The 18,874-nt window shown below is 64.5% G+C and carries 13 protein-coding genes and 1 pseudogene; 6 read left to right on the forward strand and 8 right to left on the reverse strand.

Annotation, left to right across the window (positions count from 1 at the left end; genetic code table 11):
- Window positions 1-199: 199 nt before the first annotated feature.
- The 5 genes from LCY71_RS01690 to LCY71_RS01710 form a co-directional block, all read right to left on the reverse strand.
- Window positions 200-3,100, reverse strand: a complete 2,901-nt coding sequence (locus tag LCY71_RS01690) for a DUF7282 domain-containing protein (RefSeq protein ID WP_225334634.1) — start codon at window positions 3,098-3,100, stop codon at window positions 200-202.
- 663 nt (window positions 3,101-3,763) lie between these two features.
- Window positions 3,764-6,553: a DUF7827 domain-containing protein gene (locus LCY71_RS01695; RefSeq protein ID WP_225334635.1), complete on the reverse strand. Its 2,790-nt coding sequence runs from the start codon at window positions 6,551-6,553 to the stop codon at window positions 3,764-3,766.
- A gap of 360 nt (window positions 6,554-6,913) precedes the next feature.
- A complete protein-coding gene (locus tag LCY71_RS01700; RefSeq protein WP_225334636.1) occupies window positions 6,914-9,916 on the reverse strand; it encodes a DUF7282 domain-containing protein in 3,003 nt (1,000 codons plus the stop codon).
- A 502-nt stretch (window positions 9,917-10,418) separates the two neighbouring features.
- Entirely contained in the window at window positions 10,419-10,853 is a 435-nt protein-coding gene (locus LCY71_RS01705; RefSeq protein WP_225334637.1) for a TIGR04206 family protein, read from the reverse strand.
- A complete protein-coding gene (locus tag LCY71_RS01710; RefSeq protein WP_225334638.1) occupies window positions 10,850-11,959 on the reverse strand; it encodes an OBG GTPase family GTP-binding protein in 1,110 nt (369 codons plus the stop codon). Before LCY71_RS01710 ends, LCY71_RS01705 begins: the two co-directional genes overlap by 4 nt.
- 191 nt (window positions 11,960-12,150) lie before the next feature.
- Here LCY71_RS01710 and LCY71_RS01715 point away from each other — a divergent pair, with 191 nt between their 5' ends.
- The 5 genes from LCY71_RS01715 (at window position 12,151) to rpl12p (ending at window position 15,288) form a co-directional block, all read left to right on the forward strand.
- Entirely contained in the window at window positions 12,151-12,351 is a 201-nt protein-coding gene (locus tag LCY71_RS01715; protein ID WP_225334639.1) for a VNG_1110C family protein, read from the forward strand.
- Between the two features lie 227 nt (window positions 12,352-12,578).
- On the forward strand, window positions 12,579-13,058 hold the full coding sequence (locus LCY71_RS01720) for a 50S ribosomal protein L11 (RefSeq protein WP_225334640.1): 480 nt from the start codon (window positions 12,579-12,581) through the stop codon (window positions 13,056-13,058).
- A gap of 181 nt (window positions 13,059-13,239) precedes the next feature.
- Window positions 13,240-13,878, forward strand: coding sequence for a 50S ribosomal protein L1 (locus LCY71_RS01725; RefSeq protein ID WP_225334641.1), 639 nt, complete (start codon window positions 13,240-13,242; stop codon window positions 13,876-13,878).
- A gap of 1 nt (window position 13,879) precedes the next feature.
- On the forward strand, window positions 13,880-14,923 hold the full coding sequence (locus tag LCY71_RS01730; protein WP_225334642.1) for a 50S ribosomal protein L10: 1,044 nt from the start codon (window positions 13,880-13,882) through the stop codon (window positions 14,921-14,923).
- Between the two features lie 17 nt (window positions 14,924-14,940).
- Complete coding sequence (rpl12p, locus tag LCY71_RS01735; protein WP_225334643.1) at window positions 14,941-15,288, forward strand: 50S ribosomal protein P1; 348 nt, start codon at window positions 14,941-14,943, stop codon at window positions 15,286-15,288.
- Window positions 15,289-15,660: 372 nt separating this feature from the next.
- On the opposite strand, the gene LCY71_RS01740 is transcribed toward rpl12p, so the two are convergent.
- Window positions 15,661-16,257, reverse strand: a complete 597-nt coding sequence (locus tag LCY71_RS01740; protein ID WP_225334644.1) for a sugar O-acetyltransferase — start codon at window positions 16,255-16,257, stop codon at window positions 15,661-15,663.
- Between the two features lie 141 nt (window positions 16,258-16,398).
- Between LCY71_RS01740 and LCY71_RS01745 the strand changes: the two are divergent.
- Window positions 16,399-17,627: pseudogene (locus LCY71_RS01745) on the forward strand (tripartite tricarboxylate transporter permease).
- 45 nt (window positions 17,628-17,672) lie between these two features.
- On the opposite strand, the gene corA reads toward LCY71_RS01745, so the two are convergent.
- A complete protein-coding gene (corA, locus tag LCY71_RS01750) occupies window positions 17,673-18,656 on the reverse strand; it encodes a magnesium/cobalt transporter CorA (protein WP_225334645.1) in 984 nt (327 codons plus the stop codon).
- Window positions 18,653-18,814 carry a hypothetical protein gene (locus LCY71_RS01755; protein ID WP_225334646.1) on the reverse strand — a complete coding sequence of 54 codons (162 nt, stop codon included), beginning with the start codon at window positions 18,812-18,814 and terminating at the stop codon, window positions 18,653-18,655. The genes corA and LCY71_RS01755 overlap by 4 nt, the downstream gene beginning before the upstream one ends.
- Window positions 18,815-18,874 lie beyond the last annotated feature (60 nt).

Raw genomic sequence — 18,874 nt, forward strand, 5'->3', positions numbered from 1 at the left:
GGTGCGTCCGATCGGCAACGCGTCGCGAGTGAGGGTGAACAGTGCGGCCGCTACTCGGTGGAGCGGGCCAAGAAAAAGCGAACGTCGAAGACCGGACGAGGTCCGGTTCAGTCGGGACCGGAAGCAGTGGCGCACTCGATGGGCGTCCACCGTCCATCATGATGCGAACCGGTTCGATGCCGACTGTGGTTAGCGGGCGTTAGTTGTCGCGGCGGACCGCGAGCAGCGCAGCAGCGACCAGCGCGACCAGCGCGAGGACGGCCGTGAAGCCGGGGCCCTCACCGGTGGTCGTCTCGGTCGGCGTCTCGTCGCCGCCGTTACCAGGCGTCGCGGTCTCGGTCGGAGTCGCCGTCTCCGTCTCCGTCGGGGTCGGCGTGCCTTCCGTCGGCGTCTCCGTCGTCTCGTTGCCGCCAGCGTCACCGACAGTGACCTCGGCGCTGTCCGTCACCGGTTCGCCGTCCTCGGTGTACGGAGCGTCCGTGTCGCTGCCGTTGAAGTCGAACTCCTCGTTGCCGTTGGTGTCCATGTGCGGCATGGCCACGAGGGTTGCGCTCTCGTTGAGCTCCTCGTCGAGGGTGACCTCGACGTCCTCCTGGCTGCCGGATTCGAGGTAGTCGCTGACGCCGACGACCGAACCGCTGGCGTTGTCAGCGTGGATGGCGATGAAGCCACCGGCACCCAGGTCAGCGGAGTCGACCGTGACCGTGGAGCCGTCGGACTCCTGATCGCTGAAGGTCACGTTGGCGCCTGCGGCCTCGGTGACCTGTCCGTCGATGGAGTCACCGATCGAGTCACCATTGATGCGGGCCTGGGCCGTGAAGTTCGTGTCGGGGTTCACGTCGCTGAAGTCACCTTCGACCGTGAAGGTGCCGTTCTCCGTGACTTCCGTCTCCGGAGTCAGCTGGAACGGCTCGTCCGTGTCCGTCGACCGCATGCGGACAGTCACTTCCGTGCCCGGCGCAACGGAGGTTTCGCCGGTGACCTGCTGACCGGCCTGGGCGCGCACCGTCACGTCGTCGCCGTCGTTGAGCGTAGCGTCACGCTCGACGATCTCGTAGGAGTTCTCCATCGACTCGTCGTCGTCGGACAGCTGGCTGTCGTCTTCGTCGATCGAGAAGTTGGCAGTCAGCTCGTCACCGTCCTCGAGGTCGTTACCGTTGAGCTGAATCTCGTCAGTGTCCACCGCGAGGAAGTACGTGTTGTTCGCGGGGTCCGGGATGAGCTCACTGGCGTCCAGAAGGTTGTCCACGTTGTCCGGATCGGCGTTCGGACCGGGATCGCCCTCCTCGAGCGTGAACTCGAACTGGCTGTTATCGTCGTTGGCTTCGTTGATCAGAGAGGAAGCCTGATCGCTGCCACCGCTGGCGTTGAGGACGCCCTCGATGCCGCTGACCTCGATGGCGTGGATCGCGTAGTCCTCCTGAGCGACCTCGTTGGTCTGGGTCAGGTTGGAACCGATCCGTGCGTGGATGTCAGCTGCATCGACGTCACTGAAGTCGTCACCGCTCGGTGCCGTCCAGATGCTCAGCGTCCCGGTGCTGCGCTCCTGGAGCGAGAGTCCACCGACTGCGTCGGGATCGCTGTACTCGTCGCGGTCCTCGTCACCCAGCTGGTAGGCACCAGCCGTGACGTTCATGTCGTAGTCCGCGACCGCGAGGAGGTCGTCGGACGGGTCGGTGTTGTCCTCAGTGAAGTCACCAGACTGCTGCTCGAGCGAAACATCGTCGTCGCTGTCCATGGCGGTGGCGATGACGTCACTGCTCACGTCAGATGCGCCGGCCGCGTAGGAGTTGAACAGGACGGTGGCTTCGCCGTCGTCGTCGCCGTCCTCGACGTGGACGTTGGCGATGTAGTTCTGGTCCTCGCTACCGATGAGCAGCGTCGCCTCGTCGGTGTTGGAGAACTCGACCGGGATGCGAGCGACATCACCGATCTCCTCGGTCACGAAGCCGTCACCGGCGAAGGTGACCTCTTCGTCGCCGGCTTCTGAGACCTCGATCGTGTCGGTCTCGGTGACAATACCGGTGTCGTCGTGTTCGACCTCGATCGTGTAGTTACCGGTGCCGTAGTCTTCGTCCTCGGCGGCCGGGAAGCTGACCTCGGCCTCACCCGTCCCGTCGAGGGTCGTGGTGAACTCCTGATCCTCACCGTCACTCTCGACGACGTCACCGTCGCTGTCGAGCAGGCGGTAGGTGATGTCAGTACTCGAGGCGGCCGCGCTGACCTGAGCCTCGATCTCGTCCGACTCCGTAATCGATGTGTCCGAGGCGTTCGCGGTCAGGTCCAGACCGGTGACGCGGAGGGGATCGACCTCGTTAGTGCCGTCACCACCGATGCTGACGACGTACGACTCACCGGAGTCGAGTCCGGAGGTGTCGTAGTCGAGAGCCTCGTCCAGATTACCGGCGTCGAGACTGCGGACGCTAGTGCCGCGGTTGTTGCCGTCGTCCGTATCCCGCTCGTAGATCTGGATGGACGTGTCACCGTCCGTGTCCTCATCAGTGACGAACCGGAGCGTCTCGCCGCGGTAGACCGTCAGGTCCTCGTTCGTCTGGTCAGCAGAGATGACGGCGCCCTCACGCACGTCCGTCAGGATGCGGTATTCGACGTTGGCGCTGTAGTCACCGTCGACCTGCTCGAACTCGTGGGTCGCAGAGGCTTCAGACTCGGCGTCCGTCGTGTCCCACTGAAGTTGGAGTTCGGCTTCTCCACTTTCGGTAACCGTGAACTCGACCTCGTCGTCGTCGAAGTCATTCACCTCTCCATCGCCGGTCGCTTGTACGAGGGCAGCATTGTCGAGTTCGAGGCCTGCGTCTTCGGCGTCACTGGTATCAACAGTGAACGTCGCCGAATCAGCGCCGTCCAGATTGACGGTGAACCCGATTTGCTGCGTCACTGTGCCATCTTCCTGATCCTGATACGCGTCGATCGACTCGATGTTATCAGACGCGCTTGACAACTCCTCGTCGAACTGAAGGATGTCGTCGTTGGCTGTCTGCGCAGCGGCTGCTCCACTGAGCGACACACCCATGGCCACGACGGACGTGACCATCAGGGCCGCGAGGAACAGGCTGCGAAGTTTGTCGGTAGTTCCTGTCATAGTTTGTTGGATCGCTTCGGCGGCGCCAGCGACTTTCCCCCTGTCCGGACGCGACCACCGCAGTCGCGTACAGACCGAACCGGCGTACTCGTTGCTGACACCATGGGTAGGGGTACGATTGAGAGGTCTGGTGGGTGTTATAAGTGTTTTGTGGTTTAACAGTCTGATTGACATGCATCGACAAACCCTGAGGCTGTGGATTACACCAATATTAGGCTAGGGGCCGAAACAATTTACAGAGGTAGATATCGCAGACATCAGCGTTCAGTTTGCAAGTATCGACGTCACTGCTAAATTCCAGGCCACCAGCCAGTACTAGAATCTGCCAGTGGTATAATCGACAGAGAACGTTGTTCGAGAACTGATTCGGCCGATGCAGTGAGCGACACGCCGTAGGCACTATGGAAACAGTAGTCGCTTCACAATCTGAAGCGCCACGGCTCGACCGCCTGAAGGGAGCCGTCGAAGATCGACGAGAAGCAGCTCGAGTCGTCGAACGACGCCATTGCCGCTGCTATCAGACGTAGCGCACCAAAAGAAAGCGAACGTCGAAGACCGGACGAAGTCCGGTTCAGTCGGGATCGGAAGCAGTGGCGCACTCGATGGGCGTCCGTCTCCCATCGCGGTGCGAACCGGTTCGATGCCGACTGTGGTTAGCGGGCGTTAGTTGTCGCGGCGGACCGCGAGCAGCGCAGCAGCGACCAGCGCGACCAGTGCGAGGACGGCCGTGAAGCCGGGACCCTCGCCCTCGGTCGGCGTCGGCGTCTCGTCGCCGCCGTCGCCGCCTTCGGTCGCGGTCGGCGTGGCCGTCTCAGTCGGCGTGGCCGTCTCAGTCGGCGTGGCCGTCTCGTTCGTCTCAGTCGGCGTGGCCGTCTCGTTCGTCTCAGTCGGCGTGGCCGTCTCCGTCTCGTTCGTCGCCGTCTCGTTCGCTTCGAGGACCTGACCGTCGACGGAGTCGCCGAGCGAGTCACCGTCGATGCGGGTCTGGGCCGTGAAGTTCGTACCGGGGTTCACGTCACTGAAGTCACCTTCGACCATGAAGGTGCCGTTCTCCGTGACTTCCGTCTCCGGAGTCAGCTGGAACGGCTCGTCCGTGTCCGTCGAGCGGATGCGGACAGTGACCTCAGAGCCGGGTGCGACCGAGGTCTCGCCGGTAATCTGCTGACCGTCCTGCGCACGAACGGTCACGTCCTCGTCGTCGTTGATCGAGGCGTCGCGCTCGACGACCTCGTAGCCGTTTTCGACCGACTCGAAGTCCTCGGCCAGTTCACTGTCGTCAGTGACCGAGAAGTTCGCGGTCAGCTCGTCGCCGTCCTCCAGGCCACCATTACCGAATCCGGCCGCCCCGGTGTCGACGACAACGAAGTAAGTGTCGTTCACGGGGTCCGAAATCAGGTTAGTGTTGGAGGAGTTGAGTTCGACGCTAGCCGGGTCGGCGTTCGGACCAGGGTCAGCCTGCTCGACAGTGAGGTTGAACTGGTCGTGGTAGGCATTATTGTCCTCGCGGTCGATGATGGAATCGACGTCATCGTTGCCTTCAGTGGCATTGAGGACGCCCTCGATGCCGCTGGCCTCGATAGCGTGGACAACGTAGTCGTCAGCTGCGACCTCGTTGGTCTGGGTCAGGTTGGAGCCGATCCGCGCGTGGACGTCAGCGGCTTCGAGGTCGCTGTAGTCGTCCGCGTCAGGACCCGTCCAGATGCTGACCTGATCCGTGCTACGTTCCTGAAGGGAGAGCCCACCGACCGCGTCGGGATCGGTGTACTCGTCGTCATCGGACAGGGTATAGGTCCCAGCCGTGACGTTCATGTCGTAGTCCGCAACAGCCAGGAGATTGTTCTCCGGACCAGTTTCACCTTCCTCTACGCCCTCAATATCCGTACTATCGTGGACGAAGTCACCCCGCTGTTCGTCAAGGGTGACCTCGTCATCACTATCGAGGGTCTCAACGATGGCGTCCGAGTTCGACCCAGCCGCGTAGGAGTTGAACAGGACGGTGGCTTCGCCGTCGTCGTCGCCGTCCTCGACGTGGACGTTGGCGATGTAGTTCTGGTCCTCGCTACCGATGAGCAGCGTCGCCTCGTCGGTGTTGGAGAACTCGACCGGGATGCGAGCGACGTCACCGATCTCCTCGGTCACGAAGCCATCACCGGCGAAGGTGGCTTCCTCGTCGCCGGCTTCGGAGACTTCGATCGTGTCGGTCTGAGCGGTAATGCTGGTGTCGTCGTGTTCGACCTCGATCGTGTAGTTACCGGTGCCGTAGTCTTCGTCCTCGGCGGCCGGGAAGCTGACCTCGGCCTCACCCGTCCCGTCGAGGGACGTGGTGAACTCCTGGTCCTGACCGTTGCTCTCGACGACGTCACCGTCGCTGTCGAGCAGACGGTAGGTGATGTCCGTACTCGAGGCAGCTGCGCTGACCTGGGCCTCGATCTCGTCCGACTCCGTGACCGACGTGTCCGAGGCGTTCGCGGTCAGGTCCAGACCGGTGACGCGGAGAGGGTTAACTTCGTTGCTGTCGTCGCTACCGATAGCCACGACGTAGTTCGTACCAGTGTCCAGGTTCGACGTACTGAAGTCGATGGCGTTGTCCAGATCGCCACCAGCATCGAGCGTGCGCACGGTGGTCCCGCGCTCATTGGTACTGTCGTCCGTGTCCCGCTCGTAGATCGAGACCTCCGTATCGGTCCCGTCAGTCACGAACCGGAGCGTCTCGCCGTGGTAGACCGTCAGGTCACGAGCGCCATCCGTGTCGTCGTCGTACGAGATAACGGCAGCGTCATCACGCACGTCGGAGAGGATCCGGTAGTTAACGTCGGCCGTGTACGGGGCGTCGTCCCCATCACCGCTGGCCTCGAACTCGTGCGTGGCCTGCGCGTCGGACTCCGCGTCCGACACGTCGTAGGAGATGGTGAGCGTAACCTCCTCGTTGTCGACGTCACCCTCGAGATCAACCTCAATCTCATCGTCACTCACGTCAGTGACGGTAGCGGCGTCCGAGTTAGCCGAAATCTCGGTTCCCTCTTCAAGGATCTCTAGACCAGCGTCCTCAGCATCAGACGTGTCGATGGTGAGGGTCTCGCTGGTGCCGTCACTCGTGTCGACATTGAATGAGATCGTCTGGGTGTCTCTACTGTTTTCCGAGTCGCTCGGATCCTGTGCGTCGACTGCAGTTACACTATCGGGAACGCTATAGATGGTATCGTTCCCTGAATCAGTGTTGTCCGCTGCTGCTGCTCCACTGAATCCGATGGCCACAACCGACATGACCATCAGAGCCGTGAGGAACAGGCTGCGGAGTTTCGCGTTAGTTCCTGTCATAGTTTGTTGGATCGCTTCGGCGGCGCCAGCGACTTTCCCCCTGTCCGGACGCGACCACCGCGGTCGCGTACAGACCAGACCGGCGTACTCGTTGCTGACACCATGGGTAGGGGTACACTTGTGAGGTATGACCATCTATATAAATGCTTTGTGGTCCATTATGTAGATTGAGAAATCAGTTCGGGGAGAAGGATTGTATTTCACGCTCTGTACTGCGTGAGAAACAGCCCCTATGGGAGGAATAGTTGTATCGCTAACAATAAAGAAGAGTATATAAATGATAGCCAGTTCACACGACTGGGGTCGACTGGTGTGTGGAAAAAGCAGTTACTCGGTGTACCATCATCAGGGGCTCTACGCGTCGAGGACTGGCGTACCGAATGCAGTGATTCGCCACGGACGCGTGTGCCTGGCTCGTGGATTGATCGAAGGTCCGCATACGCGCGTTTAAAATAAGTAATCGAAGACCGGTCAAAAACCGGTAGTGAGCGAGCGTTAATCGTCGCGGCGGACCGCGAGCAGCGCAGCAGCGACGAGTGCGACCAGTGCGAGCACGGCCGTAAAGCCGGGGCCCTCACCTTCCGTGGTGGCGGTCGGCGTGTCGCCGCCGGTGTCGTCCTCGGGCGTCGGCGTGGCCGTCGGAGTCACCGTCTCCGTCTCCTCAGGAGTGGCGGTCGCCGTCGGCGTCGCCGTCTCCGTGCCGGTGTCGCCGACAGTGATCTCGGCGCTGTCCGTCACCGGCACACCGCTTTCGGTGTACGGAGCGTCGGTGTCACTGCCGTTGTAGTCGAACGCCTCGTCGTCGTTCGTGTCCATGTGCGGCATGGCCACGAGGGTGGCGCTCTCGTCGAGCTCCTCGTCGAGGGAGATCTCGACGTCTTGCTGACTACCGGATTCGAGGTAGTCGCTGACGCCGACGATGTCGCCGCTAGCGTCACCAGCGTGGACGGCGATGAAGCCACCGGTACCCAGGTTTGCCGAGTCCACCGTGACAGTGGAACCGTCGGACTCCTGGTCGCTGAAGGTTACGTCAGCGCCCTCGGCCTCACGGACGACGCCGTCGACGGAGTCGCCGGTTTCGTCACCGTTGACGCGGGTCTGGGCCGTGAAGTTAGTGCCGGGGTTCACGTCGCTGAAGTCGCCTCCGACCGTGAAGGTGCCGTCTTCGTCGACCTCCGTCTCGGGAGTCAGCTGGAACGGCTCGTCGGTGTCCGTCGAGCGGATGCGGACGGTGACCTCGGAGCCGGGCGCGACCGACGTCTCGCCGGAGATCTGCTGACCGGACTGCGCACGGACGGTCACGTCGTCGCCGTCGTTGAGCGTGGCGTCGCGTTCGACGGTCTCGTAGTCGGCGTAGACCATCTCGGAGTCGTCATCGGAGAGGACGCTCTGACCGCGCACCGTGAAGTTCGCGGTCAATTCGTCGCCATCAGTGACGTCACCAGTGGGTTCCGAGTTGCCACCCCACTTGTTGGCGTCCACGTACTCGAGTTCCTCCATGTCGACCGCGACGTAGTACGTGTCATTCTCAGGATCCGAGACGAGGTAACTATTGCCCTCGTGTAGGTTAATTCGGTCAGCATCGGCGTTCGGACCGGGATCGGCCTGCTCGATCTTGAAGTGGACCTGATAATCGGCGTTGTCGTAAAGTAGCGATCTCACATCGTCGCTACCACGGGCGACTTCGAGAGCGCCCTCGATACCGGTAGCCTCGATAGCGTGGACAGCATAGTCCCCTTCGGCGACTTCGTCAGTTTGAGTGAGGTTGGAACCGATCCTTACGTTGATATCCTCGGTCTCAAGGTCACTGTAGTCGTCACCGTCGGGACTAATCCAGAGACTGACCTGATCGGTGCTACGCTCCTGCAGCGATAGGCCGCCGACTGCGTCCGGATCGGTGTACTCGTCGTCATCGGACAGGGAGTAGGTCCCCGCCGTGACGTTCATATCGTAGTCCGCAACGGCGAGCAGATTACCCGACGGAGCCTTCGTACCGGTGTAGGGATCGTAGTTAGCCGTAGGATAGTTTTCGCGGAAATCACCTGTCTGTGTCTGGAGCGAGGCCTCGTCGTCATCAGCCTCTGCCTCGACGATGTTGTACTGGTCAGACTGGTCGGCACCAGCGGCGTAGGAGTTGAACAGGACGGTAACTTCACCGTCGTCGTCGCCGTCCTCGACGTGGACGTTGGCGATGTAGTTCTGGTCCTCGCTACCGATGACCAGCGTCGCCTCGTCGGTGTTGGACAGTTCGACCGGGATGCGAGCGACGTCACCAACCTCCTCGGTCACGAAGCCGTTGCCCGCGAAGGTGGCTTCCTCGTCGCCGGCTTCGGTGACTTCGATCGTGTCGGTCTGAGCCGTGATGCCGGTACTGGTGTCCTCGACCTCGATGGTGTAGTTACCGGTACCGAGGTCCTCGTCAGCGGCCGGGTTGAAGCTGATCTCAGCTGCACCGGACCCGTCGTAGGTCTCGGTGAATTCGGCGTCGTCGCCATTCGCGAGTTCGACGACGTCACCGTCGCTGTTGAGCAGACGGTAGGTGAACTCCTCGTTGGGCGCGTCGGCGCTGACGTCCGCCTCGAACTCGTCCTCAGTGGTGATGGACGTGTCAGTCGCATTCGCGCTCAGGCCGAGCTCGGTGACCCGCAGCGGGTTGACCTCGTTCGTTACACCATCGCTGTCCTCGTTGATGGCGACGACGTACTTCTGACCGGTGTCGAGCTGCGACGTGTCGAAGTCGATGGCGTCCGCGAGCGTCCCCGTGTTCAGGGACTTGACGCGGGTGCCACGAGTGTCGTCGCTATCGTACTCGAAGATCTCGATCTGGACGTTGTCGTACTGGGTGCTCTGAGTATCAGCACTGTGCTCGAACCGAACGGTCTCACCGTGGAAGACCGTCTGGTCGTAGGTGTTGCCCGACTTGAAGATGGCGTCACTGCGGACATCCTGCAGGATGCGGTAATCGACTTCCGCAGTGTACGGGGTGTCGTCTGCATCACCAGTTGCGGTGACCTCGTGGGTCGCACTGGCGTCGGACTCGGCGTTATCGACGTTATCGTACTTGATCTGGGGGACGAAGTAGCCACCCTTGACGCCACCATCAACGCTGACTGAGAGGACGACTTCCTCGTCGTCTGCTTCTTCGACGGTAACGTCGGACTTGAAGAGACCCTCGCCGGCTCCGATGATTTCAACTGAGTCGGTGCCGGAGATTTCCAGTCCGGCATCAGCCGCGTCAGAGGTATCGATGGTGATAGTTTCGGTTTCACCATCCTCCAGATATATGCCAGCAATGGCGAAGGAGTGTGAGTCTGTACTACCGGCCTCTCCGTCCACCGGAGTTGCGTCTGTAGCAGCACTGATAGTACCGTAAGTACCAGTGTCGTTTGCCACGTCCGCGGCTGCTGCTCCAGTGAACGAGACGCCGACGGCCACGACGGACGTGACCATCAGGGCTGTCAGGAACAGGCTGCGGAGCTTGTCGTTGGTGTCTGTCATAGTTTGGTGTTGTGCCGCATCTGCGGTGCCAGCGACTTTCTCCCTTCCCAGACGCGACCGTCATGGCCGCGCACAGACCGAATCAGCGTACTCGTTGCTGACACCATGGGTAGGGGTACGCCTGATAGATACTGATGTCTATATAAATTGTTTGTGGCTATTATGTGATGTGAAAACCCCCGTTCGTCCTGAAAAGTAGTAGTTTAGACCACAAGATGCGAGAAAATCAGTCCTGCCAAACTGTTGTTCATTCAATAATAGCATAGGCCATAGATTTAAAGTGGCGCTGTCTCTACAGGATTGGGAATATCATCACTAGTGCACTGGGTACCTCCACGGTAGCCTCCTCATGCTGGCGGCGTTACCGGCACCCGGTTACAGCGTCCACTAACTCACTGACGCGGTGAGAACGATACGGGCTGTCCCGAAACAGACCTGCTCGAACGTGAAACTGAACGCCAGTTCAGCAACCAGTCTTGCTCGAGGGGACAGCAATCAGAACTCACTCCGGCGCTCCGACTATCGCCCGCAACGCCGGCCACTCGTACCACCAGACGACGGCGAACAGCGCCACCGCTCCGACGGGGACGGCGTACCGCCCGGGTTGCCGAGAGAACCCCCAGGCGAAGGACAGTTGCGTCAGCCCGGCGAGGACGAGCAGCCCGGCCGTGATGCGATGGTCCTCGCGGCCGGTCAGGTGCCCGACGGCGGCGCTGGCCAGGGCGCCGAGGTACAGGCAGACGCCGACGGGCCACGCCAGGAGGTACTCCGGGAGCCCACGCGTATACGCGAAGACATAGTGGTAGAGCGTCGTCAGCGAGAAGGGGTCTGGATCGACCAGTCCGAAGGCGAACACCAGAGTCGCTTCGCCTCCGGAGACGACCAGCGACCAGGGAAGGAGGCCGACCGCGGCGAGGGCGGCCAGCCTGCGAGTCATTCCGTCAGAATGCGCAGCACGTCCTCGTCGGCCAGTTCGTGGTCGCGGCCGACCTGCTGCTCGTCGTGCTTGGCGCTGGGGCCGGAGACGCGGGCGAATCGGAACCGCTCCTCGAAGTCGCCGCCGAGCTTCTCGCAGGCGTCGTCGACGGTCTGGCCCTCTCGGAGGATCAGCGGCTCCTCGTAGTCGACGCCGCGGCCGGGCTTGTCCATGTAGATCCGGATCAGGCCCAGTTCGTCCCAGATCCGCTCCCTGAGCGCGTCGAGGCCCTTCTCCTCCTCGGCGCTGATGAACACGGCGTCCTCGGGGTCGACGCCGTACTCGCGCAGCTGCTCGTCGACGGTCTCCTTGTAGTCGGGCTCGATGAGGTCGGCCTTGTTGACGGCGACGGCGGAGGGGAGGTACTCGCGGTTGTCCATCACGCCGTCGATCAGGCGGTCGATGTCGACGTGCTCGCCGACGGTGACGTCGGCGTTGACGTAGCCGTGCTCGCGGAGGACGGACTTGATCGTCTCCTCGTCGAGGTCCAGATCGACGCTGGCGTTGACGGAGATGCCGTCCTTGGCCTTCCGGCGGACGGAGATCCGCGGAGGCTCCTGGTCGATCCTGACCTTGTTCTCGTACAGCTCCGTGCTGAGCCGCTCGTACTGGTCGATCTCGAACACGGAGAGGACGAACACGACGAGGTCGGCCGTCCGGACCACGGAGAGGACGGCCTGGCCGTCGCCCTTGCCGCTGGCGGCGCCCTCGATCAGCCCGGGGACGTCGAGCATCTGGATGTTGGCGCCCCGGTACTGGAGCATGCCGGGGTTGACGTCCAGCGTGGTGAACTCGTAGGCGCCCGTCTCGCTGTCGGCGTTGGTGAGGGCGTTCAGGAGCGTCGACTTCCCGACGCTGGGGAACCCGACCAGCGCCACCGTGGCGTCGCCGTGCTTCTCGACGGCGTAGCCGCCGCTCCCGCCGGACGAGGACTGGCGTTTCTCGAGTTCCTCCTTCTTCTCCGCGAGCTTGGACTTCAGCCGGCCGATGTGCGCCTCCGTCGACTTGTTGTAGGGCGTCTCGGCGATCTCCTCTTCGAGCTCGCGGATCTCCTCTTCGAGCCCCATCGTTTGTACGTCCGCCGTCCCCGCCGAATAAGGCTTTCCTCACGGCCGTCACTCGGGCCGCGACTGTTGGGGATCCATCAGTCGAGTCGCGACGGAGTCCGGTTTCACCGGCGATAGCGCCGCGAAGCGGCGAATCGCGCGGGAGTGAGACTTCGATACACTAATACGAAAGCCGACACGATTCTTCGATAATGGCAAGTGCGGATCGGTTTCGCGACAGCACGCAGATCCTCCTGCCGGCCGCGGCGCTGGACGGCGTCCGCGAGGAGCTCGAAGAGCGGTTCACGCTGACGGTCCACCGGGAGGGGTCGCAGGTCCGCATCATCGGTTCGCCCGTGGAGATCAAGCGGGCCTCGGACTTCCTGGCGATGAACGGCGTCAACCTCGCCTGACGCCGGTGGGCGTCCCGAGAGTCCCGGCCCGTACGCTCCGGTCGTCGCGCGTCTCGTCGCCTGTTCTGCGTCGCTCGTGCGCTGTCCTCCGAACCGAACACCGGCACGTGATCACCCGGGCGCGCCGCCTCGGGGCGGGTACCGACCGCCTCTCGGCGTCGTGTGGCCGATTCACACGCGATTCGGGAAAAGCAATCCTTAAAACTGCCGCGCGGGTTCGATAGAGTATGGCTGGAACTATCGAAGTGCTCGTGCCCGGCGGCCAGGCCGATCCCGGCCCGCCGCTCGGTCCCGAGCTCGGTCCGACGCCCGTCGACGTGCAGGCAGTCGTCGGTGAGATCAACGACCAGACGGAGGCCTTCGACGGCACCGAAGTCCCCGTCACCGTCGACTACGAGGACGACGGCTCCTTCTCCATCGAGGTCGGCGTCCCGCCGACGGCGGAACTGATCAAGGACGAGGCCGGCTTCGACACCGGCTCCGGCGAGCCCCACGAGGAGTTCGTCGCGGACCTCTCGGTCGATCAGGTCCGACAGATCGCCGAGCAGAAGGCGCCGGACCTGCTGGCCTACGACACGAAGAACGCCGCCAAGGAAGTCGTCGGCACCTGCGTCTCGCTGGGCGTCACCATCGAAGGTGAAAACCCCCGCGAGTTCAAGGAGAAGGTCGACGCCGGCGAGTACGACGACCAGCTCGCGGAAGCGTAACTCGCGGTTCTTCTCTCCCGTTCACACCCGTGTGAGAGCGGTGCGTCCGCGGATGGGGTTCGACGGGTTTAAGTGTCGCATTGGCCACGTTCCGGACGAGACAGGCGATCGTACTGGCACTCGTCAGTACCCCTGTTTCACTGACCCGTAGCAGCCTTCGGGCGTACTACGGAGGTGAACAATGGCAGATCAGGACATAGAGCAAGCAGTGTCTCGCGCACTCGAGGACTCGCCGGATCGGAACTTCACCGAGACGGTCGACCTCGCGATCAACCTGCGCGACCTCGATCTTAACGACCCATCGAATCGTGTCGACGAGATGGTCGTGCTCCCGGCCGGGACAGGCCAGGAGACGACCATTGTCGTCTTCGCGGAGGGCGAGACCGCCCTGCGCGCGGAGGACGTCGCAGACGACGTCCTCGACGGTGACGACCTTGCCGACCTCGGCGACGACGACGACGAGGCCAAGGACCTGGCCGACGAGGTGGACTTCTTCCTCGCGGAAGAGGCCATGATGCAGGACGTCGGTCGGTACCTCGGTACCGTCCTGGGGCCGCGGGGCAAGATGCCCGACCCCATCAGTCCCGACGACGACGTCGTCGAGATGGTCGAACGACTCAAGAACTCCGTGCAGCTCCGGAGCGGCGAACGGCGCACATTCCACACGCGCGTGGGCGCCGAGAGCATGTCCGCCGACGAGATCGCGGACAACATCGACGTCATCGTCCGGCGCCTGCACGCGGACCTCGAGAAGGGCCCCATGAACGTCGACTCCGTCTACGTCAAGACGACCATGGGCCCCGCCGTGGAGGTGGCCTGATATGAGCGCCGACGTCCGCAAGACCGAGACCATTCCGGAGTGGAAGCAGGAGGAGGTCGACGAGATCGTCGAGATCCTCGACTCCTACGAGAGCGTGGGTGTCGTCGACATTACCGGCATCCCGTCGCGCCAGCTGCAGGACATGCGCCGCGACCTGCACGGTACCGCGCAACTGCGCGTCTCGCGGAACACCCTGCTCAAGCGCGCGCTCGACGAGGCCGAGGCCGACATCCAGGAGCTCTCGGAGTACGTCTCCGGGCAGGTCGGCCTCATCGGGACCGACGACAACCCGTTCGGCCTCTACAAGGAGCTGGAGGCCTCGAAGACCCCCGCGCCGATCAACGCGGGCGAGGTCGCGCCCAACGACATCGTCATCCCCGAGGGTGACACGGGCGTCGACCCCGGCCCGTTCGTGGGCGAACTCCAGAACGTGGGCGCCGCGGCCCGCATCGACGAGGGTTCGATCAAGGTCACCGAGGACTCGACCGTCCTGGAGACCGGCGAGGAGGTCTCCGACGACCTCGCCAACGTCCTCAACGAGCTGGGCATCGAGCCCAAGGAGGTCGGTCTCGACCTGCGCGCCGTCCACGCCGACGGCGTGCTCTTCGAGCCCGAGGAGCTGGAACTGGACGTCGAGGAGTACCGGTCGGACATCTCCGCGGCCGCCTCGCGGGCGTTGAACCTCTCGGTCAACGCCGAGTACCCGACCGAGCAGAACGCCTCGACCCTGCTCCAGACGGCCCGCGGCGAGGCCAAGGCCGTCGCGCTGCAGGGCGCCATCGAGGAGCCCGACGTCATGCCTGACCTCGTGAGCAAGGCCGACGCGCAGGTCCGCGCGCTGGCCTCGCAGATCGACGACGAGGAGGCACTCCCCGAGGAACTCCAGGGCGTCGAGGCCCAGCCCGCAGCCGCTGAATCGACCGACGAACAGACCGACGCCGAGGACGAAGCCGAAGCCGAACCCGAGGAGTCCGAGGACGCCGCCGACGATGGCGGCGACGACGAGGACGACGACGCAGGCGACGCGCTCGGTGAGATGTTCTAACCCACACGATTACAACAATGGAATACGTTTACGCCGCACTCATCCTGAACGAATCGGGCGAAGAGATCAACGAAGACAACCTGACCGACGTGCTCGACGCCGCGGGCGTCGACGTCGAGGAGTCCCGCGTCAAGGCCCTCGTCGCCGCGCTCGAGGACGTCGACATCGAGGAGGCCGTCGAGGAGGCCGCCGCAGCGCCCGTCGCCGCGGGCGGCGCGGCCGCCGCGCCGGCCGAGGGCGGTGCCGAGGAAGAGGCCGCCGAGGAAGAGGAAGCCGCAGAAGAGGAAGCCGCCGAAGAAGAAGCGGGCGACGACGACGAGGACGAAGGCGACGGCGGCGAAGGCCTCGGCGAGCTGTTCGGCTGATACGGCCTGTCGCAAGTCACCCCCGGACGTCGCCGACCCCGGGTCGGCGATCGCCGGGAGACAGTGACGCCAGTCCGTACACGCCGGACGACTCAGCCCAGTACTCGCATTTCTTTCGCACGGTCGCTCGTGAGCGGCTGCGCTCGCTGCCGGTAGCGAGCCGTCGCGGGGGCCGTCGTAACCAGAGTTCGACCCGGACGCTGCAACGAACGACCGCGCGTACGTCTGCGAACGGGGAGTGCTATCGGTCGCTCGGAGAGCCGCTATGACGTCGTTGCGGTCGCTGCACTGGGTGGTGCGACGGCGGAGTCGCCACCGCGTTCGAGGAGGCCGCCGCGACCAGCGTGCTCGAGCGACCGGACGGAGCGGAACTCAAGCGCCGTGGGAACCGTACTCGGCGTCCTGATCGATTTCGCGGACGACCTCGGCTGGATTACCTCGAACGAGTGCGTCCGCCGGGACGTCGTCCGTGACGACGGCACCGGAAGCGACGACGGCGCGATCACCGATCGTCACACCGGGGTTGATCGTCGCCTGCCCGCCGATCCAGACGTCGTCACCGATCGTGACGGGCCTGGCGTACTCTTCGTAGTCCTCGTCGAGCCGGCGGCCCTCGGCGGGAAGCGGATGCGTCGAGGTGTAGATGTGTACGCCCGGTGCGATCAGGACGTTCGATCCGACCTCGACCGGACAGGCGTCGAGGATCACGCAGTCGTAGTTCGCGTAAAAGTCCGCTCCGACGTGGACGTTGTAGCCGTAATCGCACTGGAAGGGCGGGTTGACGTGCGCGGAGTCGTCGACGGTTCCGAATAACTCCGACAGTAGTTCTGTGCGGCGTTCGGACTCGTCGTCGGTCGTCTGATTGTACTCGCTGGTGAGCTCCCGCGCCCTGGCCCGCTCCTCGACGAGCGTTTCGTCGTCTGGATCGTACATCTCTCCGTTCTGCTTCTTCTGACGTTCGCTCGCCATACAGCAGCCACCCGCCCGTCCGACATAAGGATGAACGTCTCTGACTCGCTCTCGGTCGCTGGTCGACAGACGGCCTGTGGCGTTACATCGGCTCCCCGACGCCCGGCCGTTTATACGGAATGACGGTGCCATTTCGCCGCGATGGAGGTCCCCATTCGCCTGATCGTGTCGCCGGCGTCGACCGCAGCGACGCTCGCGGCGATACTGATCGGCGTGGCGCTGGGGACAGCCAGCGGCCTGACACCGGGGCTGCACGCCAACGCGTTCGCGCTCGGGCTAGCGAGCCTCGCGGCCGCCGTGCCCGGACCGCCGCGTCTCGTCGGGGCGGCAATGCTGGCCGCGGGGACGACCCACACCTTCCTCGACGTCGTCCCGGCACTGGCGCTGGGCGTGCCGGACCCGTCGATGGCCGCCGGTGCAGTGCCGGGCCATCGGCTGGTGATCGCCGGGCGGGGGCGGGAGGCGCTACGGCTGTCCGCGCTGGGCAGCGGGCTGGCGGTAGCGGCTGCGGTCCCGCTTGCGGTTCCGGTCACGCTGGTCATGGAACGCGCCTGGCCGGTCCTGCGGGCGCACCTGACGCTGGTGATGGCCGCCATCGCGGCGCTGCTCGTCCTCGGCGAGCGGGGTCGGCGGGCGATGGTCGGCGCGGCGCTGTCGCTGGGAGCCAGCGGCGCCCTCGGAATTGCGACGCTCGACCTCTCCCCGGCGGCGCCGCTGTCGGTCGGCGGGATGCTCGCCCCGCTGTTCGCCGGCCTGTTCGGCGCCCCCGTGCTGCTTGAGAGCATCGGCGGGGCCGGGGTCCCGCCGCAGGACGACGCGACGGTCGCGCTCCCGAAGCGCCGCGTCGCCGTCGTCGCCCTCGTGGGCACCGCCTGCGGCGCGGTCGTCGGGTACGTCCCCGGCGTGTCGGCAGCCGTCGCCGCGTCGGGCGCGCTGGCCGTCCTCTCGGGTCGGGCCCGCGGGCGTACGTGGTCGCGACCAGCGGCGTCAACACGGCGACCGCCGTGTTCGCCCTGTTCGCGCTCGTCTCGCTGGGCACGCCCCGTACCGGCGTCCTCGTCGCGCTGGAGAGCGCGAACGCGCCGCTGGACCTCCCCGTGCTACTCGCGAGCGTCGCAGTAGCCGCCGCCGCGTCGTTCGCGCTCGTCCCCGCCGTCGGCGACCGGTACCTCGAACGGATCCGCCGGTTCGATCCGACGCGACTGGCCGTCGCCGTCCTCTGTCTGCTGGTCGTCCTCTCGGGCCTGTTCGCCGGCGGGATCGGCGTCGGGACGTTCGCCGCCGCGACCGCCGTCGGCCTGGTCCCGGCGCGGTTCGGGGCCAAGCGATCGAACCTGATGGGCGTGCTCGTCGTCCCGCTGGCGCTGTAGCCGGACGCACGGCGTCACGCGTCTCTCCGTGCGAGAGCCCTACACTCAGAGGTATCCCCGCCGCCGGAAGTGGACGAGCATGATGGCGCCCATCAGCGCCATCCCGACCATCACCGCGGGGTAGCCGAGTGACCACCCCAGTTCGGGCATGTTGTACGGGCTCGCGCCGGGGTCGAAGTTCATCCCGTAGACGCCGGCGACGAAGGTCAACGGGATGAAGATGGTCGCGACGACGGTCAGCGTCTTCATCACCTCGTTGGTGGACTGCGAGAGGGCGTTGAGGTAGATGTCCCGTGACCCGACGACGAGGTCACGGTAGGTCTCGGTGAGGTCGACGAGCTGGACCAGCTGGTCGTAGACGTCGCGGTAGTACTTCTCCGTCTCCTCGCGGACCTGGTCGGGGTCGCCGCGGGCGAGAACGCCCACGGCCTCGCGGGCCGGCCAGATCTGCTTCCGGATCGAGAGCAATTCCCGTCGCGTACTGTTGATCCGGTCGAGCGTCTCGCGGTCGGGCGACTCGACGACCTCCTCCTCGATCCGCTCGATCCCCTCCTCGATGGCGTCCAGCAGCGTGAAATACTCGCCGACGACGGCGTCGAGGATCCGGTACGCGGTGAAGTCGGGGCCGCGCTGGAGGAACCGCTCGTCGCCGGCGTGGACCGCCTGCCACGCCCTGTCGACCGGCGCCGCCTCGCCGGGCGAGGCCGAGACGACCCAGTCGTCCCCGAGGAACAGGCCGACCGGCGTCGTGACGACCTCCTCGGCGAAGGTGGTCTCCCCGCGGGCCAGCGCGGCGATCTGCACGAGCAGGAAGGTGTAGTCCTCGAACGACTCGGTCTTCGCGCGGACGTCGTTGCGGACGTCCTCGATCGTCAGCGGGTGGACGTCGAAGACCTCGGCGATGGCCTCGAGCTCCGTCCGGGTGGCGTCGGTCGCGTGGACCCACGTCGTCCCGTCGGCGGCGCAGGCCGCGCCGAGGTCGTCGTACTCGACGACCCCGTCGCCCCCGTACACGACCGCGGAGATCACGTCTCTCCCTCCCTGCGCCCGACGAGCGCGAGCGTCACCCCGGCCATCAGCGCCGTCAGGGAGAGCGCCCGACCCGGGTAGACGACGTGGACGCCGGCGACGTAGCCGCCGATCCCGGCCAGCGCCAGGCCGACGCCGATCGCGAACGTCAGATGCATGCCCGCGTCAACAGCGCGGACCAGCAAAAGGATTCGTCCGGGAAGGGCGGCCCGACAGCG

This window comes from Halomicrobium urmianum (assembly GCF_020217425.1).
GTDB classification, from domain to species: Archaea; Halobacteriota; Halobacteria; order Halobacteriales; family Haloarculaceae; genus Halomicrobium; species Halomicrobium urmianum.